Genomic DNA, 20,926 nt, shown 5'->3' on the forward strand with positions numbered 1-20,926 from the left:
CGGACCAAGTTGGTCACGAGAGTCCGCGTCTTACCTGACCCCTGGGCGTGGTACAGAACCTGGTTCAGCTCCGAAAGCCGGTGGCAACCATCGGTCATCACCAAGAGCGGGATTGTCTGCTTCGGAGCAATCCCGTGTAGTAGCCCAGAAGTGCTGCACGGGATGCCGGAGGCTTCCTCCGCGGTACGGAGTAGGAGGCGTGCCACATCCCCGCGCGACAGGGGGCTGGAGCTGGATGCTTCTTCGATGACCCAGGGGAGCTCGGCGAGGTCATGCAACCGGGCAACGGCCCCGTGCAAGAGACCCAGACGGCTTCGATCGAACCCGTGGGACACCATCTTGGTCGCCAGGAGTACATCGTGGCTTCGGGTGATGTACGGAGGCATCTCCCTGGGGAGTCCAACATCCTCCGGACGGAGCGACTCCACCGTCAGCCCACGCAGCGCACGGAACCGCGCCATGTGCTCGTTCGGAAGGTGGTCGGTCACATGGAGAACGCTACGCCAACCTCGCTCCGATCCACCCCTGTTTTGGACAGTTGAAGGTGCCTCCTGCACCAGCAGGGCACCTTCGCTTCAGGTAACAGTCACATCAGCGACCAGGTCACCCGCCGCCAAGCTGTCTAAGCCGACCATCCCGTTGAGCAGCAAAGTTCTCCCCCAGGCCGCAGCGATCTCAAATTTAGAGGACCAAGGTATCGTCACTTCGTGACGATACAATCAGCCAAGATGACCGAATCTGACCGAGTGGAAGCGGGGGGTGAGCGGGCCGGTGGGATGGGTGACCATGATCGGCCCGTCCGAAGAGCAGGTTGAGTACCGCCTTACTGGCGGCCACGGATGCGGGAAGTCCGTATCGGTCGACGCCGCCCCCCTCATCGCCGCCATCGAGGCCAAGGCCGAAGCCGCCGGTGCCCCCGTCGCCTCGCTACTCGCCAACCGCGAGGCCAAGCGCGCCTTCTTCCGCGCCCGCGGACTCCTCCGCAACAAGGGCGCTGCGCGGTTCACCGGGTTCGACGCCGTTGAAGTGGCTGCCGCAGCCGGGCTCGACGCCCGCGACCTCTACGGTGAACAGGCCCTCCCCGCTCCGCCCGCGGACGGACAGGTGGACTACCACCTGGACGCCAACGAAAGGCCCCTGGTCTGGATCGGCGGCGGGCTCACCGAGTTCGACATCACGCCCGGCGGCACCCTCGCCCCCGAGCAGTTCCCGGCCGCCCGGCGCCTCATGCTCGGGGAAGACGCCCGGACCGGGCAGACCCTCGTGGACCCGAAGCTGGCCATCGCGCCGGCCGCCAAGCTCCCCGCCGCCCCATTGGCCCGCGCCATCCGCCGAGCCGCCGCCGAGCGCAGCGTGGACCCGGCCTCCCTGCTCGACTCCAAGCGCAAGCAGGACGCCTTCCGCCGGATGGAGAGCCAGCTCAAGCGCTTCGGCGGGACGCACCGCGTGCCCATCTCCACGGTGCTGAAGCTCGCCGACGGCGTCGGCATCGACGCCGTTGACCTCTACGGCGAGGACACGGTGGAGAAGGCCGTCGCCGCCGAGGCAGGCGGCCACTTGGACGCCCGTGCACTCCTGCGCGCGGTCGAGGCCCGCGCCACCGAGACCGGTCAGCAGCCCGCCGACCTGTTCGACGCCGCGTCCATGAAGCGCCGGTACGCCCAGACCGAAGGCGAAGGTGCACGTCGTCTCCGGGACGTGCCGATGGACGTCCGTGAAGCCGTGGCGATGGCCAAGGCCGCAGGGCTCACGCCCGAGGACGTGTGGGACGCCGAGGAGATCAAGGCCGCCCTCCTCGAAGGCCGCGTACAAGTCGGCAACCGCGGTGCCGACGTCACCTTGGACCTCGCGAAGTCGAAGTCCGCGTTCCTCGCCTACGCGCCCGAGGAGATCGCTGCCCAGGTCGAGGGCATCTACACGGCCGCCGGCCGGGAGTCCATCGGCGCCCTGGAACGGTGGACCGCGTACGCCATGCGCGGCCACCACGGCGACGGCGACGAAGCCGAGACCGTGAAGACGAGCGGGTTCTCCGGCTGGATGATGGTCCACCGCGCCGCCCGCCCTGTGGACGGCGCCCCGTACGGAGACCCCCACTTCCACCTCCACTTCACACTCGCCAACATGGTCAAGGGCAACGACGGCAAGTGGTCCACGATGGCCAGCGGGGGCCGCGACCTCCACCGGCACACCCGCGCGACTCAGTCCCTCATGAACGCCCGCATCCGCCGCGAGCTGACCGACACGTTCGGCATCAGCTTCCGCCGAGAGGAGCGGACCGGCGCGTGGGAGATCGCAGCGATCCCCGAGTCCACCATCAAGCTCTTCAGCAAGCGCGACAGCCAGGTCCGGGACCTGCTGACAAAACTCGGCATCGACTACGACAGCGCCACGACCCGTGAGCGCACCGCCGCATCCACTGCGTCCAAGGCCGCGAAGAACGGCGAGGCCGCCGGGGTCGGGGACGATGTTCTTCGCGCCTACTGGCAGGCCGAAGGCCGTGCGGCCGGAGACGACCCCGACGCCATCGCAGCCAGCGCGATGGAACAGGCCCGAGCCGACCAGAACCCTGGATTGGACGAGCTGTGCGCGCAGGTCTTCGACCCCAAGACCGGCTTGACCAGCCACTCCAAGGAGTTCACCCACGCCGCCGCCATCGCCTCCGTGCTGGACGCCCTCCCGTACGGCGTCGCGGACGCCGCCGAAGCCGAACAGCTCACCAATTCCGTACTCCGGCACGCCGGATACGCGGTCCAGCTCAACCCGAAGGGCGCCCAGCACTTCACGCACGCCGACCGGTACACCACGGCGGATGTCGTGGCGGCCGAAGCGCTGATCGTCTCCGAGGCCACGAACCGGCTCGGGACTCAGGCCGCCGCCGTCAGCAGCGACACGGTCGACATGACGCTGTCCACCGTCGAGGCCCAGCACGGCGGCAGCTTCACGTTCTCCGACGAACAGCGTGCCGTCCTCGAACGGCTGCTCACGGCCGGACACGGAATCGACGCCGTCGTGGGTATCGCCGGGTCGGGCAAGACCACGATCATGGACACCGCGCGCCAGGCGTGGGAGGCCCACGGTCTCGTCATCGCCGGCTCGAGCACGGCCGCCGTCGCCGCCGCGAACTTGAAGGCCGAGGCGGGCATCGAGTCCCGCACCCTCGCCTCCTGGCTCACCGGCATCCGCAACGGAGGCCCCGGCCTCAACGGCGTTGACGTCCTGGTCGTGGACGAGGCGGCCATGTGCGATGACCGCGACATCGCCGAACTCCTCACCCACGCTGCGGAAACCGGCACGAAGGTCGTCGGTATCGGTGACCCCAAGCAGCTCCACTCGCCGGGCATCGGCGGCAGCTTCGCCGCCGTCCACCACATCGTTGGCGGGCTCAGCCTCACCGAGAACTTCCGCCAGAAGGACATGGTCGAGCGCCGCGCACTGGAGCTGTGGCGCGACGACAACCGCGTGGAAGCCCTCCGTACCTTCGCCGGGACCGGCCGCGTGCACGCCCTCGCGGACAGGGACACCACCCTCGCCGGGATGCTCACCATCTGGGCCGACAAGCGTGCCGCGCACACCGACGATCACACCGCCGTGCAGCAGCTCCTCATGCTGGCCGCCACCAACGAGATCGTGGAGGAACTGAACGTCGGAGCCCGCGCCCTGCGGAAGGAGAACGGCGACCTCACCGGTCCCGAGCACACCTTCGCGCTGCCCGGCGGCGGCGAGCTGACGCTGTCCGTTGGTGACCAGGTCCTCCTTCGGGTCAACAACTATCGGGGCAAGAAGAGCCGAGGCGAGAACGAAGACGTCCTGAACGGCTACCGCGGAATCGTCCGCGCCGTCGACGAGGAACGCCGGGTGCTGGTCGAGTGGCGAGAGAAGACCGACGACGGGCACCGTGACGTTGCTGAATGGGTCGACGCCGACTACATCGCGCAGGGCGGACTCAGCCTCGGATACGCGATCACCGGCCACAAGTCCCAGGGGCTCAGCGTCCAAGAAGCCCTGGTCTACGGACCCGGCGCCCAGGCGAACGCCCTCTACACGATGATGAGCCGCGACAAGAAGGAGTCCCACCTTTTCCTGCCGCTCTCCGTCTACGAGACCGACGCCGACCGCGCCCGCCACGGCGACGCACTCACTGACCAAGAACAGCTTGACCGCGCAGTCGCGGGCCTGATCCGCGAGATCGAGAACGGCACCGAGGAACGCATGATCCTCACCGAACTCCCGAAGAACGCGGTCCCTGCCCACGTCCGTCAGGCCGTAGCGGACCTCCCGATCCCGCGAGCCCCCGGCGCCGACGAGCACCACGACGCAGACACTCCCGAAGAGGCTCCGGAGAGCGAGGGCCGCCCCGCACCGGCGAACGCCGAGCCGACCACGGAGCCGGCCACACCTTCGGAACTCGCGCCGACGGCTGACCGTCCATACGCGCACCTCGGTAACTCGTCACTGCGTGACGCCGTGCGCAAGGCCGCCATCGCTGCCCGCGCTACAAGGACGGCGGCCGAGCAGGCGGAAGCCGTCGCCGATCGAGCCGAACGGGAAGCTGCTGCCGGGGCAGGCCCCAGCTCGCTGGCGCTCCAACGCCGCCATCAGGACGTCACCGTACGGGCCGCAGCCATCCGCGAAGTCCGAGCGCTGGACGGCACGATCGCGGAACGCACCGCCCGACTGAACGCCACGCAGGCCCGTATCGACGGTCTCGAACAGCAGCTGGCCGCGACGGGCCGTTTCGGGCGCTCGGCGCTCCGCGGTGACGATCGTGCTGCGGTCGAGGCGGACCGGGAAGCACTCTTTCGTACCCGTGAGGAGACCGGCCGGGAGCTGGAGCAGATGGACGCGCGGCTCCAGGAAGATACCCGGCTGGCTGGACCCGTCAATGAGCACGAAGTTGTGCTGACGGAAGCGGACAGGCCACAGCAGGAGAAAGCTGCGCTCCTTCGGCGGGCCAAGGCCAAGGACAACGAGGCCGCCAAGCAGCTCCGGGTCGAGGCCATCAAGGCTCGCAGCACTGCTCACGGCGCAGACCACCGCGTGTCCGGCCTCCAAAAGGAAGCGAGTCTGCGAGCCCAGCGCGGGCGTCATCGCGTCGATGCCGATGAGTCCGTGGCGCCCTCACCTCCGAAGCCCGACTCCTCGTACGCCAACCGAACCGCGATGGACCACACACAGCCCGCACCGGCGGACAGCGTTCACGACGCACCGCCCGTGTAAGGAGGGTCCCGTACCTTCCTAGGTCGGCGGAGCGAAGACCGCGCGTTCCAATCGGCCGACGCTATGACTGATGTCGGACAGGCCGACCGCCATCAGGAGTCGGCGGTGAGTTGCTGAGTTACGTGGTGCTCAGTCACGTTGGCGCTGGCCGTGACCGCCTCCAGGAGGTCTCTCCCCAGGAGCGCAGGGATGTGGCCTTGGCCGAGGCCGGCCGAGGCGACGGCGACCGACAAGGACTGGTGCTCGTCGTGGCTCATCTCCTGACGGCACACGGGATGAGCCAGGAGATCACGCGCGACGTATCCGTCCCCGGACGTCGTTGCCTCGTGAGTGAGGCGGAGCAACGCTTCGGCCTGCCGTGCATGTGGGGAGAGGTCGAGGACGGCCAGCCCGACGCGGGAGCGGAAGACGGCGAGCTCGGGAGCCGCGTCGAGTTCCAGGTAGTGCTTGACCATCTTCTGGACGGGGCCGACCGGGCGTCTTCCGGCGGCGGTGAGACAGAGCACGGCGAGGCAGGCGGCGACCGGGTGTTCCCATCCTTCTGCCAGGGTGGTCTTGTTCAGAAACTCCAGTGCTTCGAGGGGGTGCCCGCCGAGACAGCGGGCGAGCACTTCCACCTGGCGCCCGTCGAGGAGACGTTGCCCCACGCCGCAGTGCTGCTCGGAGTGCGCTCGCGCACGGTCCCATTGGCCTGCTGCGACGAGCGCGCGAGTTCCGTCGCCGAGAAGGACGGCCCACAGCCACTGACATACCTGTTGGTGATCTGCTGCCGACGTCGTGAGGTTCTGGAAGGACGTGGTGCGGCCGTCGATGACCGCTTCCGTCTGCGATCTCACCGCCCGGTTCAAGGAGGCGAGCAGGTGATACGCGCCGGGCCCGTCGCCGTCGCGGATGCGTAGCCGGGCCAGGTTTACCAGGGGTTCCAGGGCGTACCGGGCCTCCTGCGCGCCCAGGGGCTGAGCGCGCAGGAAGACCTCGGAGTGACGCCAGCACAGAGCGCGCGCCAGGTCCGGCATGCCGCAGTCACTCGCGATCAGTGCCGCCTTGTTCAGGGCGACGGTCGCGGAGGTCACGTTGCCGTCGCGCTCGGCGGCGGCTGCGAGGTCGGTGATCTCGCGGACCCGTTCAGCGAGGGGCGGGCACGCTGGACGCGGACGGGCAACGAGCGGAAACCGCTTCGCTATCTGGCTGACGTCCATGTCACTGCCATTCGATGACGATGCGGTTCAGCGGGTTGTCGAAGGCGAAGCGACCGGGCTTCGGTGCGAGCGGCACCGCGTCGAGCGGCTGGATCTCGAACCCGACGTCGAGCGAGCGGAAGTCTTGGTCCCAGGTGCGGATCTGGTCCGCGACGTCTCCGGCGAGGGCTTCGGCGTCGGGACCGTGGCCGATGACACCGAACTCGTACAGGGTGGCCCCGTCGGGGGCCTTCTCGGCGGCCGGGCGGCGGGTGAGGTAGGTGAGCGTGCCGCCCTCGAAGACCGCGGTCGAGGACGGGTAGGGCGCGGTGACCAGACCCTTCTCGATGGCCTCCGCCCTGGCGGGCATCCGGCTCAGGCCGTTCGGCATGGCGCAGGTGAGCCACAGCTCCAGGTACTCCGCCGACTCCGGCCCTCGGAAGTTGACGCCCGTCCACACCTCGGTGCGCGGCTGGCGGAAGATGTCGCTCAGGGCGTCCGCGTCGACCTTCTGGTCTCCGTTGGTGACGAGGGTGACGGTGTTGTCGGGGTCCAGAGGGACGAAGACGCGCGGGTCGTCGGCGATACCCCGGCGCAGCGGCATGAACGTGTTCATCTGGCTGCCGACGCTGCGCCAGGCCCCGTCCTGGTTCTCGAACGCGATCGAGCGGGAAACGCTGCCGCGCAGGCGCAGCGGCGTGAGGAGCCGTCCGCCGGGGGCGAGCTGGTCGAGCCAGGCATGCGGAACGCCGTGGGCGCCGACGGTGGCTTCGATCCGGTCGTACGGCGCGTTGGGGGTGTGGCCTACCGCTCCGTCTCCAAGGATCACTTCCACGTTGTGGATGTCGGCGGCGGCCAGTCCGGCACGGGCCCCGGCCACGATGTCCTCGTCCACGTCGATCGTGGTGACGTGCCCCGTCTCGCCGACGAGGTAGCCGAGCAGTCCGGCGTTGAAGCCGGTGCCGGCCCCCAACTCCAGGATCTTCTGGCCGGGCTCGACATCGAGTTGTTCCAGCATCATGCCGACGATGTCGGGCTGGGAGGCGCAGCTGATGGACTTGCCGGACTCGTCGAACTTCGTGTCCACGGGGGCGTTCCCGTACGCCTTCACCAGCGGGGCGTTCGGGACGAAGAGGTGGCGGGGCACCGTCCGCATGGCCTTCTCCACACGGGGTGTGCGCACGCATCCCTCTTGGACCAGATGGTCGATCAGCTGGGCGCGCAGTCGGTCGGCTGAACTGGCTTCGATGGTGTCACTGTTCACCCCGCTGACCGTAGTGCTCGACGTCCCCTCGGTTCGGGTGGACGCGGCGTTGTCGCTCGTTCCCATGACTACCTCTTTCGCGAGTGTTGACAAGGTGTGCTGGTCCTCCGTGGGGAGGCCCAGGCGGTTCCAGTGGAAGATGCCGTGGTGGGCGATCACAGCCCGCAGCCCTCGCTCCAGGAGCCCCTGGCGGTTGAGGTCTGCGAGCTGCTGGCCGAGCCACTCGAACGTGGCTATCCACTCGGCCAGCGGCGCGAGTCGGCCCTCGGTGACGCTGCGGCTGGTGGTGCTGATGTCGACCGTCATCAACCGGTGGACGGCGGCCCGGTGCCGTTGCGGATTGCGGATCTCGTCGCCGGGGCGTTCGGCCGCGATCCTCGCCCAGACGTCGCCCTGCTCGTACCAGTCGAGTCCTGCTGCACGCATCGCCACGCTCAGCAGGAGGACCGCCAGCTCGCGGCGCCCGAGCCCGGTGGTGCTCTCAGCCTGCTCGCGGGCCAGCTCGTCCAGCAGGTGGCGGCTGTCGTAGTGGAACAGGGCGTGCGCGATCTTCATGGCGGCCGGACCGCCGAAGGCCGTCTCTTCCGGCTCGTAGATGGCCGGCGTCCAGGAAGTGAGGACGCCGGCGTCGACCAGCTCGTCCAGGGCAGCGTCCAGGACCTTCGCGGAGTCCGGGCCCGCGGGGCGGTACCGCAACCGCCAGCAGGGGTGCTTCCGTAGGAAGGCCCACTGGGCCAGTTCCGATTCCTGGGCGGTCAGCACCGGGAGCAGATGCTCCACGGCGGCGGCCTCCGCGCAGCTCCAGTCGGTGAACCGGATGAGGCGTTGCGGCCATTCGTCCGCTGCCATGTTCCCTCATTTCAGGGCTAGTTGATCAAAAAACAGGTGTCCCACCCGGACACGGACGGCGTTCCGGTGTGGAAAGAGTGGAGGGCAAGGGCGGTGCCTGCGGCACCTTCGAGGAGTCCGATGTCGCTGCCGCCGGGAGGATCGATCAGGGAGTCCGCCAGGGTGCCGGGGGCGGTGTCGGTGATCGGGGCGAGGAGCCGGGGCAGGCATTCGGTGAGGCCGGTGGTGATTGCGTCGGCGGCGGTGAGTTGCGTGATGTGCGCCAGGCCCGCGAAGCCGTGGCACAGGGAGACGTCCACGGTCGCGTCGAGTTGGCCGGGGTCGGTCATGGCGCGCAGGAGGGCAAATTCGGCGGCTTGCTGGCGCGCCGGGTCCTTGATGGCCAGGGCGGCGAGCTGCTGGGCGCGGGCGAATCCTGCGGTGCCGTAGCACCAGGCAGGCCGTGAGGGTCCGGGGCCGGTCGTGCCGGATCGTAGTTGCTCGCGGGTGATCCAGTACGGCCACCACGGTCCGTCGGGGCTGTCCCGCTGCCAGTGGTCGAGCCAGGTCAGGATGCGGGTGATCGCGTCGCGGTGGCCGTCGACGGTGACGCCGCGGCGGGCCGCGAGGGAGAGCACGGCGAGGGGGCCGCCGATGCCGTGGGCGACGCCGTTGTTGGCGTGCCCTTCCGGGTACTCCGGGGAGGTCGTGCCGGAGGGGGCGAGGTGGCTCCACCAGCCGGGCAGGAGTTCCCCGTCGTGCTTGACCGGCTCGGTCAGCCGTACCAGGTAGGTCAGGACTTCCCGGAGGACGTCGGTGTGGACGTCGCGGTGCAGCAGGAGCCCGCCCATCCCGCTCAGGCCGCGGATCGCGTCGAACTCGGCCAGCGCGGGCGTATCTCCACGGTCCATGCGCGCGTGGGCGTCCGCGAGCCGGTCCCGGATCGCCGTCGTGACGTACTGGTCGAGGGTGTCCAGGGCGCGGGCGTAGCGTCCGGGGCGGTCGGCGGCGGCGTGCAGGGCGAAGGCGAGGGCGGGCGCCCCGTAGTAGAGGTGGCTGTCCGGGCCGCCGACGACGGGTTCGGCTGCGGCGCAGGCGAGCCAGTCGTGGGCGCGCTGCCACGCCCCCTGATCGGTGCGGGCCCGCTCGATGTGCAGCAGCGCGACACCGACCGCGCCGTGCGCGAGCGACTGCGGCCACCAGCCCTGGCGGTGATGCAGCCCTCGTACGTTCTGCGGTGTGGCAAGCCGCTCGGCGATCGTGTCGGCAGTGGCCCGCGCGTTTTCACGCAGGTTCATGGCGATCTCCTCGGTGAGTCCAGGCCATGGCGGCGGCGTGGGCCAGCCGTACGCACGTCCGCTCGTCGTCCTTGTCGATGCCGACGGCGCGGATGTGGTGGGCGTGCAGCAGCGAGTCGAGGACGAGGCCCGCGTCGATGCCAGCACCGGACGCGTCCAGCTTCTGCCGGTAGCGGGCCAGGGCCTCGTCTCGCTCGCTCCAGGCGGCAGCGATGGCCGCGCCGCCGGGGGCCGCGCGCAGGGTCGCCCAGTCGTCGGTCGGATCGGCCAGGCGTACCGCCTGACCGAGCACCGTCCGGTCCAGGGGGCGCGGGTCGCTGATCCGGCCGTGGGCGATCAGCCAGTCCATGCCGGCCGCGGTACTGCCGGTGAAGGCGGCAGCGAGAGAGACGAAGTTCGCTGCGGCGAGAGCCTGTCGGTGCGGGCGAGTGCTCTGGGCGAACTGGACGGCCAGGGCTCGGGAGTCGGCGGCGAAGACGTCTTCGGCCAGGCTCATCAGCGGTCCGGCACCCCATCGGCCGGTCTCCGGGTAGGAGGTCGCGAACTGCATCTCGGCGAGGAGCCCGGCACGGCGAAGTCCGTTCGCCCAGGAACTCACGCGCCGCGCGGTGACCGTGAAGTCCTGCTCGCTGGGGACCGCGATACGCAGGCGCAGGTGCCAGCGGGGGTCGCGGTAGCGCATGTACCACCAGGTCGGCTGCTCGTCCCACTCGCCGAGCAGCGCGGGGAGGTGGTCGGCCAGGATCTCGGGCTGCCGTTCGACGTGCCCGTACAGCTTGACCAGCAGCCAGGGAGCGGCGCCCGGAAGGTGACCGTGGTCGCGCGTGACGAGCTGGTCCGCTGTCACGGGCGGGACGGTCGGCCACTGCGGCGGGCGGACGGCCGTCATCGGGGCGATGATCTCGTGGGCCCGTCCGTCGAACCAGCCCCCGTCGGATTCCGCTTCGGTCAGGGCGGCCGATTCGTTGGCGTCCAGGTGGGCGCGCAGCAGCGCGAGATGCGCGCGCTCGGAGAGGTCCAGCGGCAGGAGCTGGTCTCCTTCGGCCAGCGCGACTTCGTCCGGAACTCGGCGGCGCGTGCGCCACTCGTCGGCCGCCTTGTGCCACTCCTCCCAGGAGGCGCGGCGGCCGGGCAGTTCCGACCGGTCCAGTCGCCACCGCGCCGGAGAGAGGATCGCGCGCCCGTAGCGCACGCGCGGCAGGTACGGCAGGGCGGTGGCAGACGCCCAGGGGAAGACGGTCAGGACGGCGGTCTGGGAGCGGCTGATCTCGGTGAGGAAGCGCGCGAGCGGCGGTGTGTGGCCGCGCAGGTCCAGAGCGTGCAGCGTCATGGGGTCCAGCAGGCACGCGCGCGAGAGGGAGACGAGGTAGAGCCTGCGGCGGTCACAGCCCACGGCTAGGTCGTCGAGCGTGAGGGTGCGAGCATCCACCGGGCGGTGCTCCGCCACGCTGATGACGTCCGGCAGGAGTTCAGAAACGCGGGTGACGTTGGTGTCGCCCCGGTCGAGCGGAGCGAAGGAGACCTGCGTGGGCACCGAGCCGGTCGCGTTGACCGGTAGCTCCTCCAGCATGACGGCCGCGCGGGCCTGATCGTCTGGTGTGAGCAGATAGAGGCTTCGGCCGATCGTGGTGCCGATCCCGCGGGAGGGGGCGATGCCGTGGAGGGCGAAGTCTCCTTTTTCCAGAGCTTCTTGTGACGTGGCGCGGATCTGGAAGCGCAGCTCCGTGTGGGCCGGTACCTGCGGGGCGTCCTGGTCTCCGACCGTCAGTGTGCGGATCAGGTCCTCGTCCAGGCTGATTTCGTCCCGGCCGTCGAGGACGGCTGCCTGGGCGAGGGAGAGTAAACGCTGTTCACGGGAGGTCAGGGCCTCACGCTGTTCAGGTTCCGCGTCGCGGTAACCAGCCGGGAACCCGAGGCCGATGTCCGGGTCCACCAAGTCCCGGAGCGGGACGAGCGAGTTGATGCCGTACCGCTCGAAGAACCGGTTGTGGAAGTCCTTCCATGCCGGAGTGCCGAAGGGGTACGCACTCAGCCGAGCCAGCACCGTGGCGGCCTCCTCCGCCTCGCGCGCAACCTGCGGGGGCAGAGTGAGGGAGCAGTCCATGCGCAGGTCCAGGGTGAGCGGCTGGGCCTTGACGGTGCTCAAGGTGGTCATCTTCTGACGCAAGGCGGTACGCAGGCGCCGACCGTCCGCCGGGGCGAGTACCTGGTTGTGCTGGGCGATGGCGTCGCGGACCGCCCGCAGGTCGGCCACGAGGTCCGCAGTCGACGGCGCGTCGACAGCTTCGGCCTGCTCGACCAGGTGGCCCAGGGCATCGAGAGTGGCAGACGGCGCGTGCAGGTTGCTGATGAGCACACCGCGCTCGACCAGGCTGCTGACGAGCCCTTTCACCCGGTCAGCGGGAACGTCGGGGAACTCGGTCCTCATCAGTTCGACCACCGCGTGGACGGGGACGGGCGAGGCGGCGGCGTCGACGGCGATACGTACGGCGCCGGTGTACCGGAGTGACACTTCGGCCGCCGGGCTGTCCCCGGTGCGGCGCGAGCGGGGCGGGTAGGGCACGATCAGCCGATCACCCCGTACGAAGACGGTGTTGTTGGCCATCACATGCAGGTGTCGTAGGAGTTCAGGGTCTGCTTCCAGGCGGGCGATCAGGTCCGCGATCCAGTCGCCATCGGCACGTACGACGGGACGGTGCCACTCACCCCAGGACCATCCCGGCCGCTCCCCGAACGAGGCGGGCGCGATGCCGGCGAACAGCCCGTTCGGGGTCGCTCGGCCTGTCATCCGCAGCATGTACCGCATGACCGACACCACTGCGCGGCGGAGCTGACGGGTCTCGGGGCTGGCCGCCGAGCACAGGGTCTCGACCTGCTGCGCGAGCAGCGGGCTGGCCTGCTCGATGGAGTCGGCGGCCTCGGGCAGCGACCAGATGTCGCGCAGCCACGTCTGCCACCGCAGCATTCGGGCCGGGGTGTCGTCGGTGAGGTCCGGCCACGCGGGAAGCGGCAGCCTCGAGTAACGGGCGGCGCGCACCAGCGCAGCGTCCGCACACCGGTACAGCGGGCCGTCCTTCCTGGAATCCATGCACCCTCCCTGGTTGTGGCGTCTTGGGGGTGCCAGCCCGCGCGGCGGAAGACCGCGCGGGCTGGCAGATCGGCGCGCCGGGGTCAGGCCACGTTGGTGGCGCAGGACCCCTTGCAGCTCGGCTTGCAGCCGTCGTCCGTCAGGTTGATCACCTGGGCGGACTCGTCGCCGGACTCCAGGACGGTGATGTCCAGGTCGAATGCGTCACCCGCAGTGGCGTTCGGGGGCTGCACCTGGCTCTTGATGGTGTTGACGCTCATGCGGATCTCTCCCTACTCGTGGTTGCTCAGGCCACGTTGGTGGCGCACGGGCTGGAGCAGGTGCTGCCGCAGCCGTCGTCGGTGAGGTTGATCAGCGCGGCCTGTCCGTCGCCGGACTCCAGGACGCTGATGTCCAGGTCGAACTCGTCGTTCTCCATTTGCTGTCTTCCTCCATCGGTGTGCGCGGCTCCGGTCGAGCCGCGGGGTACGTGCCGCGTCGGCGGCGCCGGCACGGCATGGGCGCCGTGCCGGTGGTCTGGTGTGGTCAGGAGCCGCTGGATATGCAGGCGTTGCCGCCGCACGTAGACCCGCAGCCGCCATCGGACGCGATGCTCGTTACGACCCTCCCGCCGGACTCGATGACGGTGATGTCGAGGTCGAACGGGTCCTGCCCGGCCTTGGCTGCGGCGGTGCTCGCGAGCTGTTCGGTCACCCTGGAAGCCACGGCAATTCCTCCTGATCGCTGGGGTGTTACCTGTTGGGGTTGCTGGCGGCCGAGACATTCCGGGAGGGGAGGCATCAGGCAGTCACCCAGTTCAGATCGTTCTCGGCCATTCCCCAGTCCGGTTAGACAGGCGGGGAGTTGTACCGCTCGGGGTGCCGGGACCTCGGTCGACCGGCCTCCCAAGCGGGGTCTGTGTCAATGCAGCACGCAGCGCGGGGGCCGCGTTCGATCCCTTCAGGGCGTAGTGGGAGCCTGTTCCTCTCCGACCCGTGCGGTGGCGCGGTTCAGGGCCTGGACCATGCGGGCCAGGTTCTGGGCACGGGCTGCTGCGTTGCGCGGGGTCGTAGTCGCCGCCAGCGGCTTCAGGTAGAGGCGCGCGTTCGCTTCGCCGAGCGTGGCGCGTGCACCGAGTCGAGCGTCCGAGTCGGCGGGGATGCTTCGGCACTGCACGTGCAGGCCCTCAGCGACCACACGGCCGTACGCGGTCAACTGTCTAGCGATATCCAACGCCGCGCCGACAGCGGGCAGGTCGGCACCGCCTAGGTCCCAGCTCAGCGCCTTTTCAATAAGGGGCAGGACCTCGACCTTGTCCGGGGTTTCGGCGCTCAGCGCAGCCATGCGATCACCTGGTCCGCAGTCAGCGCCTGGTACTGCCATGCCCGCCGGATGGCGTGCGCCGGGTTCGTGGCGCCGAGGTTGGCCAGCAGGTCGCGGCCGTCTCGGCGTACGATGGCCACCGGCCGCTTCAGCTCGGAGGCCATCGTCCCGGCCGACATGCCTCGGCCGATGAGCGGGACGAGGTCGCGCTGCTCTCGGGTGAGGAACATCCCTTCGGGATCCAGGAGGGCTGGACAGGTGATGGCGTTCGTGGCGTAGGCGATGGCGAGGGCGGTGGCGTTCTCGCTCGCACCGTGGAGCTTGCGTTTGGCGAGCTTGAGATACCCCCGCGCCGTGCCCTCGCGGATCTTGAGGTTGAGCGCGACCGTGGCGAGGGTGCTTCCGCCCGACAGCCCTTCCAGGACCTGGCGCTCCCTCGGTGCGAGTTCGATGGTGGCGATGGTCGGCGCGGTCATGATTCAGCTCCATTTCGGCTATAGGTGTGCTGCGCACAGAGGGCGCGAACTCGGCCTCATCGAGGTCGGTCCTGCGGTGCCTGGCGACGGCGGGCGCCCGCCGTCGCCTCAGCGCAGCGATGGCGGCTCGAACAAGGTCCTGAAGGCGCTGCCGTCCGGCGCTGGTGCGCTTCGGCTCCCCCGTCAAGGTGCGGAGCCGTGGCCTGCCGGCACCAGGCGGCAGCGCATCGGGGCGACGAGTGCGGCCCGACGTTCGTGGAGTAGGCGCTCCTCATGCCTCCGCCGCCTCTCCCATGAGGTCGAGCAAGGTGAGAACCGCGTTCGCGAAACGCACGAGATGGCCGTACTCGGCGTCCGAGACCGGCCGCTCAGCACTCATGAGAACCGTGATCGGCATCTGATCGGCGACCGCCTTCGCGTCCACCTCGGAGTACGGCGTGATGAGGCGCGGCACGATCTCCACGAGCTCGGCGGTGGCGGCCCTCAGCCGGTCGGCGATCGCTGCGCAGTCGGCAGGTGACGGGCGGACGGCGCCCTCGCCGATGACTGTTTCCAGGTCCTCGTACAGTTCCTCGGTCACGGCATCAGACGCCAGGAAGCGCCGCAGGCCGAGCCACACCCTGGAGGTCGTCTCGTCGTCCTCGACGTACGAGCCGTGCAGGCGCGACGCGGTCTCGTGTACGAGGGTGGTCATCTGGCCCTCCCCGACGGGAGGTCGAACTGGCACCACGTGGTCTTGCCGTCGTCGCTGGTGCCCCACCGGTCGGCCAGAACCGTGATGAGGAGCAGGCCGCGGCCGGACTGGTCGTCGTCACTGGGGGAACGCAGGCTAGCGGGGGCGGGACTTCCGTCGGTGACCGCGACGTGCAGTTCGTTGTCGGCGCACTGCACCCGGAGGGCGACGCCGCCCTCGCCGTGTTCGATGGCGTTGGTGACCAGCTCCGAAACGGCGAGGACGATGTCCTCGGCCAGCGGGCCATGCAGGTCCCAAAGCCCCAGGTAAGCCGAGGTGATTCGGCGCATGCTTCCGACCCGGTGCCGGGACGGAGCGAAGGCCACCTCGAAGTGCGACGTCTGCGGCAGTGGCTGCACCGCGACTGGTGCGACTGCTGGGGCCGAGGTCATCGGAAGCCTCCCAGGTGGACAGGTCGGAGCAGAGCGCGAGGCACGACCCCCCTGTGACGCGTGGTACCTGCGACCCGTCGCCGCCACGGACCGACGCCGTGCGGGCACACGGCACGCGTGACGCTGGAGCTGTCAGTGAAGGAGTTCATGTGGGGTACTCCCGCCCGTCGTGAAGCTGGCCTACCAAGAGCGAACCGCCTAGCCGGTGGAATCGGCATGGGGTCAAGGGCTTGGCGGTGGTCAAGGTGGTCAAAGATCGTTCGTCTGCTTCTTCTCGGCGGGACCGTCACGTCGGTCTGCGACGGAGTGCGCGAGCGGTCCGGTGCCGTGTGGAACAGGTAACTCCGCGCCTGTAGAGGCTGGTTAGGGGATCTGACGCGGAACCGAGACGAGCCACCTAGGGGGTTTTGGTAATCCCTTTACCTTGCTGTGTGTGTGCAGCGGTCTACGGTGCGGTCATGGACACCACGCGCAACGAGGCTCTAGAAGCGTGGATGGAGGACCATCAGCGCAGCTCAAACAGCCTGGCCAAAGCCGTAAATGAAGCCCTGGAAGACCTCACCGGCAAACTTGGAACGTACGACGGCCGGCATGTTCGGGAGTGGCGATCTGGGCGAGTTCGATGGCCCAATACGGCAACGCGGAAGGTCCTTGAGGAGATCTCGGGGATGTCCGCCGTCGACTTAGGGTTCGTGCCACGGGGCCGTTCCTCATCCACGGGAGCCCCACCGCAGGAGGACCCCATGCACCGCCGCACCCTCGTCGCTGGAACCATCTCGGCGGCCGTGGCTGCCGCCACCCCAGCCACCGCCTCAACGCGCAAGATCGGCATGAGCGACGTCGGACGACTGCAAGAGAAGTTCGCCGCTGTGGTTGTCAGCGATCACAAGCACGGCGGACAGCGAGACATCGAGAATCGTGCCGTAGACCTTGCTGGCTCAGCCCTGAATCTCCAGAACTCGGGAAGCGCCACCCAGCGCGTGCGGAGCAGTCTCTACGCCACCGCAGCGAGCTTCCGCTCATCCGCGATGTGGGCTGCCATCGACGGCCGCCGTTTCGAAGACGCTGTTGCTCATATGCGGGAAGCTCAGGCGCTCGCCGAGTTGTCCGGGGACCAGGCCATCAAGTTCCGCATCTGGTCACACGCCGGCAGTCTCTACCGGCATATGGGGCGTCCCGCAGACGCCCGAGCAGCCAACGACGTCGCACGGAACCTACACATCACCCGCCGTGATCCAATGTTCGCCTCCCTGGGCATGGCCCGGCAGATGGCTATCCAGGGCGCCGCCCACGAGGGGCGGGGCCTGCCCCGCACCTTCGACCAGGCTCACGAAGCCATGAACCGCGCTGATCGAGGCGCCTCCCGGCCGGTTTGGCTTCTGGCCTTCTACGACGAAGCGGAACTTCACTCTCTGGCCCTCACCGCCCACCTCGCCGCAGGTCACTGGTGAACCGTTCCGGGTTCGGTAGAGACTCGATTCCGTGAAAGGATTGAGTCATGGCACGCCCTTCCTCCTATCCCTCTGAGCTGCGCAAACGAGCGGTCCGTATGGTCGCCGAGGTCCGTGGTGACTATCCGAACGAGTCGGCCGCCTTGAGGGCGGTCGCCCAGAAGCTCGGGATTGGTTCGGCCGAGACCCTGCGGAACTGGGTGAAGCGGGACGAGGTCGACTCCGGGCGACGGCCGGGGACGACCACGGAGGAGTCCGCGCAGATCAAGGCGATGAAGAAGGAGATCGCCGAGCTGAAGCGGGCGAACGACATCTTGAAGGCTGCGGCGAGTTTCTTCGCGGCCGAGCTCGACCGGCCACACACACGCTCGTAGCGTTCATCGACGAGCACCGGGACCGCTTCGGCGGTGTCGAGCCGATCTGCCGCGTGCTCACCGAGCACGACTGCAAGATCGCCCCTTCCACCTACTACGCCCACCAAAAACGCCTCCGAGCCCCGGCGGCCCGCACCGTCCGTGATGCGGAGCTGAAGCCGCTCATCCAGCAGATCTTCGAGGTCAACTACCGTGTCTACGGGGCCAGGAAGGTCTGGCGTGAGCTGCACCGCCAGGGTCACCTCGTGGCCCGGTGCACCGTCGAACGCCTGATGCGCGAGTTGGGCGTCGCCGGTGCCGTCCGTGGGAAGAAGATCATCACCACGATCCCGGACGGCAGCGTCGAGCGGGCACCGGACCTGCTGGACCGCAACTTCGTCGCGCCGGCCCCCAACCGCTGCTGGGTCGCCGACTTCACTCACGTCAGCACCTGGTCGGGAGTGGTCTACGTCGCCTTCGTCGTGGACACCTTCTCCCGCCGGATCGTCGGCTGGTCCGCCGCCCTGTCGAAGGAGACACGGCTCGTCCTGGACGCGCTGGACATGGCTCTGTGGCAACGCGACCGCGACGAACAGCCGTATCAGCGGGGCGAGTTGATACATCACTCCGATGCCGGTTCGCAATACACGAGTTTCCGACTCGCCGAGCACCTGGACGCCGCCGGCATCGCGGCCTCGATCGGCTCCGTCGGCGACGCCTACGACAACGCCCTCATGGAGTCCATGATCGGCCTGTTCAAGACCGAGCTGATCAAACCGGGGCGGCCCTGGAGGACGCTCTCCCAGGTTGAGCTGGCCACCGCGGAATGGGTCTACTGGTACTGCCACCGTCGGCTCCACGGTGAAATAGGGCACATCCCGCCCGCCGAATACGAGACCAACTACTACTTCACGGCCACGAAACCCCAGGTCACAACCACAAGCTGAAGTCTCTACCGAACCCGGAACGGTTCACTGGTCCACTGCCGAGTACCACGCACACCAGTGCTTGGCCGTGCTCAGACCACACATGAAGCGCTCACGCGCCATCGCCACCAGCCGCCTTGCGCAGGCCCAACTCGCCCAGGGCGACGTCGATACGGCCACTGTCACGGCCATGGATGTCACGGCGGAGGCCGCTACCCATCACCCCCGGGTATCGCGCATGCTTCAGGAGTTCGGTGCTGCCCTGCGTGCTACGGCACCGGGCAGTGCCAGCGCGCGAACCTGGACCGAGCACACCGCCGCCTGGAGGCCCAACGCATGACCTCGGCACCCGCCATCGAGCTCCGATCCTTCACTGAACTGGACGCCGCCCGCGGCGACCTGCTCAACGTGTATGCCGAAGTGCGGGCACCGCTGCTCCATCTCGCGAACTATGCGGTCTCGTCCTTCGGCGAGCGGCTGGACCGGCACGGAACCGAGCCCGGCTTTCAAGCGGTACTCGCCTACGAGGGCGAGCGCCCGGTGGGGTACGCCTACGGCAACACGATCAAGGACGGTGACCGGTACTGGCAGCGCACCAGCCCGGCGCCCATCGAGACGTACACGGCGCACGCAGTCCTGGCACTGAAGGAAATCGGCGTGTCCCCCGCATGGCGAGGCACTGGCGTAGCGCGACACATTCACAACGCGCTCCTGGCCGGCCGGAAGGAGCCGTACGTGACGCTCATGGTCAACCAAGCAGCTGGAGACGGGAAGGTCCACGCTCTGTACAGGTCGTGGGGGTACGAGGACATTGGCCACAGCCAGCCGTCACCGGCCTCGCCCCGTCTCACGGTGATGATTCGCTCAACAGCTTGACCTTGCGCCCCGTAGGGACGACGTTCGGCCATCTCTCCTACACCGCAGATTAGGTGAGCACTACTTTGAAACCGGGACCGTCCTGAGCCAAGAGCCGGGGCGGCTCGGTCAACGTGGTCAAAGATCGGTTTCAGTGGCGGGGGCGCACGATGGCGCGCGAGAGGAACGAGCGGCTAGCCGCGCTTCTCCTGGAAGCTCGCTGGTCACGAGCACAGGCGGCATCGGCGTACAACCGGGTCTCCGCCGAGACGCTGAACGGCGAGGTGCGGGAGAACTCCAAGGTCGGTCGCTCCCACGTGAGCATGTGGGTCGGAGGCACCCAGCCGACAGGGGTCGCGCCCGCTATCTTGTGCCAGGCGCTGACCCGTCGTTTGAAGCGTGAGATCACGCCGGAAGAAGCCGGGTTCGCAGCATCTACCTCACCAGCGCAAGGTGCGCTGGACTGGCGCGCCGATCCCTTGATCGCGCTTAACGCACTGGGGAGTGGCGTGGACACGGACCGGCGGCGGCTACTGGCGGATGGCGTGTACTCCGCGGCGGCCCTCCTCCTGCCGGAGGAAGCATGGTGGAACGCCATGTCGAGGCCGCCGGCAGAGAACGAGGCTTCGACGGGCAAGCGTGTCGGGCGCGGAGACGTGGAGACCGTACGAGAGCTGACCTTGGCCTTCTCGCGCATGGACCAGAGGCGCGGCGGCGGCCACGGACGGCGGGCGGTCGACGAGTACCTGAAGCACGAGGCCCACGACTTCCTCCGAGGCCGGTTCGCCGGCGACGCAACCCGCCGCGCGATGTTCTCAGCATCCGCCGAGCTTGCCTACGTATCCGGCTGGATGGCCTTCGACAACAGCGAGCACGCGGTCGCGCTCCAGCGCTTCAACACTGCCGTGAAGCTCGCGGCCCGCTCCGGCGATGCACCCTTGAGCGGACACATCCTGCGTGCCATGGCGCACCAGGCGCTCGACCTGGGCTTCCGGCGCGAAGCCCTCCAGATCGCACAGACCTCTGTGCATGGCGAGCGGTACGCGGCGGCCACTCCTCGCGAGCGGGCACTCCTCGGGGTGGTGCATGCGCGTACCCTCGCCGCGAACGATTTCAAGCAGCAGGCGGCAAAGGCGCTGCTCCGCGCAGAAGACGACTTGGCGAAGGCCAGCGACGGGGTCAGGGAGCCGGACCGGACCTTCTTCTTCGGCGAAGCGTCGCTTGCGCACGAGACCGCCTGCACGTTGCGGGACCTCGGCGATCTTCAGCGCGCGGTCAAGGAGTTCCGGCGCTCCGTACGCACGCGAGGAGCTGCGTTCCGGCGGACGCACGCGGTCACTCTCGGATACATGGGGGCAGCGCAGATCGCACAGGGCGGCGTCGAAGAAGCGTGCGCGACGTGGACCAACGTCCTAGACGCGATGGAGGACGGGATCTACTCAGGTCGAGCCCGTCAGACGGTCATCGACATGCGACGACTCATGTCGCCCTACCGCAAGCGCGGCATCCCCGCGATAGGGGCGCTTGACGCCCGTGCGGCGTCGTATCTGGCCCAAGTAGATTGA

At 68.7% G+C, this 20,926-nt stretch carries 15 protein-coding genes and 2 pseudogenes; 6 read left to right on the forward strand and 11 right to left on the reverse strand.

Annotated features, from left to right (window positions below):
• Positions 1-786 precede the first annotated feature (786 nt).
• Complete coding sequence (mobF, locus tag OG844_RS33885; RefSeq protein WP_406395527.1) at positions 787-5,217, forward strand: MobF family relaxase; 4,431 nt, start codon at positions 787-789, stop codon at positions 5,215-5,217.
• A gap of 92 nt (positions 5,218-5,309) precedes the next feature.
• Here mobF and OG844_RS33890 read toward each other — a convergent pair whose 3' ends face one another.
• The 11 genes from OG844_RS33890 to OG844_RS33940 all read right to left on the reverse strand — a co-directional run bounded on the left by OG844_RS33890 (position 5,310) and on the right by OG844_RS33940 (position 15,743).
• Positions 5,310-6,416, reverse strand: a complete 1,107-nt coding sequence (locus OG844_RS33890; protein ID WP_406395529.1) for a hypothetical protein — start codon at positions 6,414-6,416, stop codon at positions 5,310-5,312.
• A gap of 1 nt (position 6,417) precedes the next feature.
• Positions 6,418-8,508, reverse strand: coding sequence for a methyltransferase, FxLD system (fxlM, locus tag OG844_RS33895; protein ID WP_406395531.1), 2,091 nt, complete (start codon positions 8,506-8,508; stop codon positions 6,418-6,420).
• A 17-nt stretch (positions 8,509-8,525) separates the two neighbouring features.
• On the reverse strand, positions 8,526-9,785 hold the full coding sequence (locus OG844_RS33900) for a lanthionine synthetase C family protein (protein WP_406395532.1): 1,260 nt from the start codon (positions 9,783-9,785) through the stop codon (positions 8,526-8,528).
• Positions 9,772-12,873: a lantibiotic dehydratase gene (locus OG844_RS33905; RefSeq protein WP_406395534.1), complete on the reverse strand. Its 3,102-nt coding sequence runs from the start codon at positions 12,871-12,873 to the stop codon at positions 9,772-9,774. Before OG844_RS33905 ends, OG844_RS33900 begins: the two co-directional genes overlap by 14 nt.
• Before the next feature lie 83 nt (positions 12,874-12,956).
• A complete protein-coding gene (locus OG844_RS33910; RefSeq protein WP_406395536.1) occupies positions 12,957-13,133 on the reverse strand; it encodes an FxLD family lanthipeptide in 177 nt (58 codons plus the stop codon).
• Positions 13,134-13,159: 26 nt separating this feature from the next.
• The gene (locus OG844_RS33915; RefSeq protein ID WP_360739189.1) at positions 13,160-13,291 is read right to left on the reverse strand and encodes an FxLD family lanthipeptide; all 132 of its coding nucleotides are present in this window, start codon (positions 13,289-13,291) and stop codon (positions 13,160-13,162) included.
• 107 nt (positions 13,292-13,398) lie between these two features.
• Positions 13,399-13,578, reverse strand: coding sequence for an FxLD family lanthipeptide (locus tag OG844_RS33920; RefSeq protein ID WP_406395538.1), 180 nt, complete (start codon positions 13,576-13,578; stop codon positions 13,399-13,401).
• Between the two features lie 234 nt (positions 13,579-13,812).
• Positions 13,813-14,196, reverse strand: a complete 384-nt coding sequence (locus OG844_RS33925; RefSeq protein ID WP_385350491.1) for a DUF6415 family natural product biosynthesis protein — start codon at positions 14,194-14,196, stop codon at positions 13,813-13,815.
• Positions 14,184-14,651 (reverse strand): hypothetical protein, encoded by a 468-nt coding sequence (locus tag OG844_RS33930; protein WP_406395540.1) that lies wholly within the window; start codon positions 14,649-14,651, stop codon positions 14,184-14,186. Before OG844_RS33930 ends, OG844_RS33925 begins: the two co-directional genes overlap by 13 nt.
• A 271-nt stretch (positions 14,652-14,922) precedes the next feature.
• Positions 14,923-15,345: a DUF6415 family natural product biosynthesis protein gene (locus tag OG844_RS33935; protein WP_406395541.1), complete on the reverse strand. Its 423-nt coding sequence runs from the start codon at positions 15,343-15,345 to the stop codon at positions 14,923-14,925.
• Positions 15,342-15,743, reverse strand: a complete 402-nt coding sequence (locus OG844_RS33940) for an ATP-binding protein (protein ID WP_406396354.1) — start codon at positions 15,741-15,743, stop codon at positions 15,342-15,344. Before OG844_RS33940 ends, OG844_RS33935 begins: the two co-directional genes overlap by 4 nt.
• A gap of 491 nt (positions 15,744-16,234) precedes the next feature.
• On the opposite strand from OG844_RS33940, the pseudogene OG844_RS33945 reads away from it, so the two are divergent.
• From OG844_RS33945 to OG844_RS33965, 5 genes and pseudogenes are all read left to right on the forward strand, one after another.
• A pseudogene (locus OG844_RS33945) lies at positions 16,235-17,224 on the forward strand (XRE family transcriptional regulator); the annotation flags it as partial.
• Between the two features lie 50 nt (positions 17,225-17,274).
• A protein-coding gene (locus OG844_RS33950; protein WP_406395542.1) for an IS3 family transposase occupies positions 17,275-18,527 on the forward strand; the annotation gives its coding sequence in 2 pieces (ribosomal slippage) (positions 17,275-17,557 and positions 17,557-18,527; 1,254 coding nt in all).
• 28 nt (positions 18,528-18,555) lie between these two features.
• Positions 18,556-18,846: pseudogene (locus OG844_RS33955) on the forward strand (hypothetical protein); the annotation flags it as partial.
• Complete coding sequence (locus OG844_RS33960; protein ID WP_406395544.1) at positions 18,843-19,382, forward strand: GNAT family N-acetyltransferase; 540 nt, start codon at positions 18,843-18,845, stop codon at positions 19,380-19,382. The pseudogene OG844_RS33955 and the gene OG844_RS33960, both read left to right, overlap by 4 nt.
• A 149-nt stretch (positions 19,383-19,531) precedes the next feature.
• Positions 19,532-20,926, forward strand: coding sequence for a Tat pathway signal protein (locus OG844_RS33965; RefSeq protein WP_406395546.1), 1,395 nt, complete (start codon positions 19,532-19,534; stop codon positions 20,924-20,926).

Source organism: Streptomyces sp. NBC_00887 (genome assembly GCF_045207585.1).

Coding starts and splice junctions, on each gene's coding strand:
- mobF (WP_406395527.1), top strand. CDS start 787: ATGATCGGCCCGTCCGAAGAGCAGGTTGAGTACCGCCTTACTGGCGGC.
- OG844_RS33890 (WP_406395529.1), bottom strand. CDS start 6,416: ATGGACGTCAGCCAGATAGCGAAGCGGTTTCCGCTCGTTGCCCGTCCG.
- fxlM (WP_406395531.1), bottom strand. CDS start 8,508: ATGGCAGCGGACGAATGGCCGCAACGCCTCATCCGGTTCACCGACTGG.
- OG844_RS33900 (WP_406395532.1), bottom strand. CDS start 9,785: ATGAACCTGCGTGAAAACGCGCGGGCCACTGCCGACACGATCGCCGAG.
- OG844_RS33905 (WP_406395534.1), bottom strand. CDS start 12,873: ATGGATTCCAGGAAGGACGGCCCGCTGTACCGGTGTGCGGACGCTGCG.
- OG844_RS33910 (WP_406395536.1), bottom strand. CDS start 13,133: ATGAGCGTCAACACCATCAAGAGCCAGGTGCAGCCCCCGAACGCCACT.
- OG844_RS33915 (WP_360739189.1), bottom strand. CDS start 13,291: ATGGAGAACGACGAGTTCGACCTGGACATCAGCGTCCTGGAGTCCGGC.
- OG844_RS33925 (WP_385350491.1), bottom strand. CDS start 14,196: ATGGCTGCGCTGAGCGCCGAAACCCCGGACAAGGTCGAGGTCCTGCCC.
- OG844_RS33930 (WP_406395540.1), bottom strand. CDS start 14,651: ATGACCGCGCCGACCATCGCCACCATCGAACTCGCACCGAGGGAGCGC.
- OG844_RS33935 (WP_406395541.1), bottom strand. CDS start 15,345: ATGACCACCCTCGTACACGAGACCGCGTCGCGCCTGCACGGCTCGTAC.
- OG844_RS33960 (WP_406395544.1), top strand. CDS start 18,843: ATGACCTCGGCACCCGCCATCGAGCTCCGATCCTTCACTGAACTGGAC.
- OG844_RS33965 (WP_406395546.1), top strand. CDS start 19,532: ATGGCGCGCGAGAGGAACGAGCGGCTAGCCGCGCTTCTCCTGGAAGCT.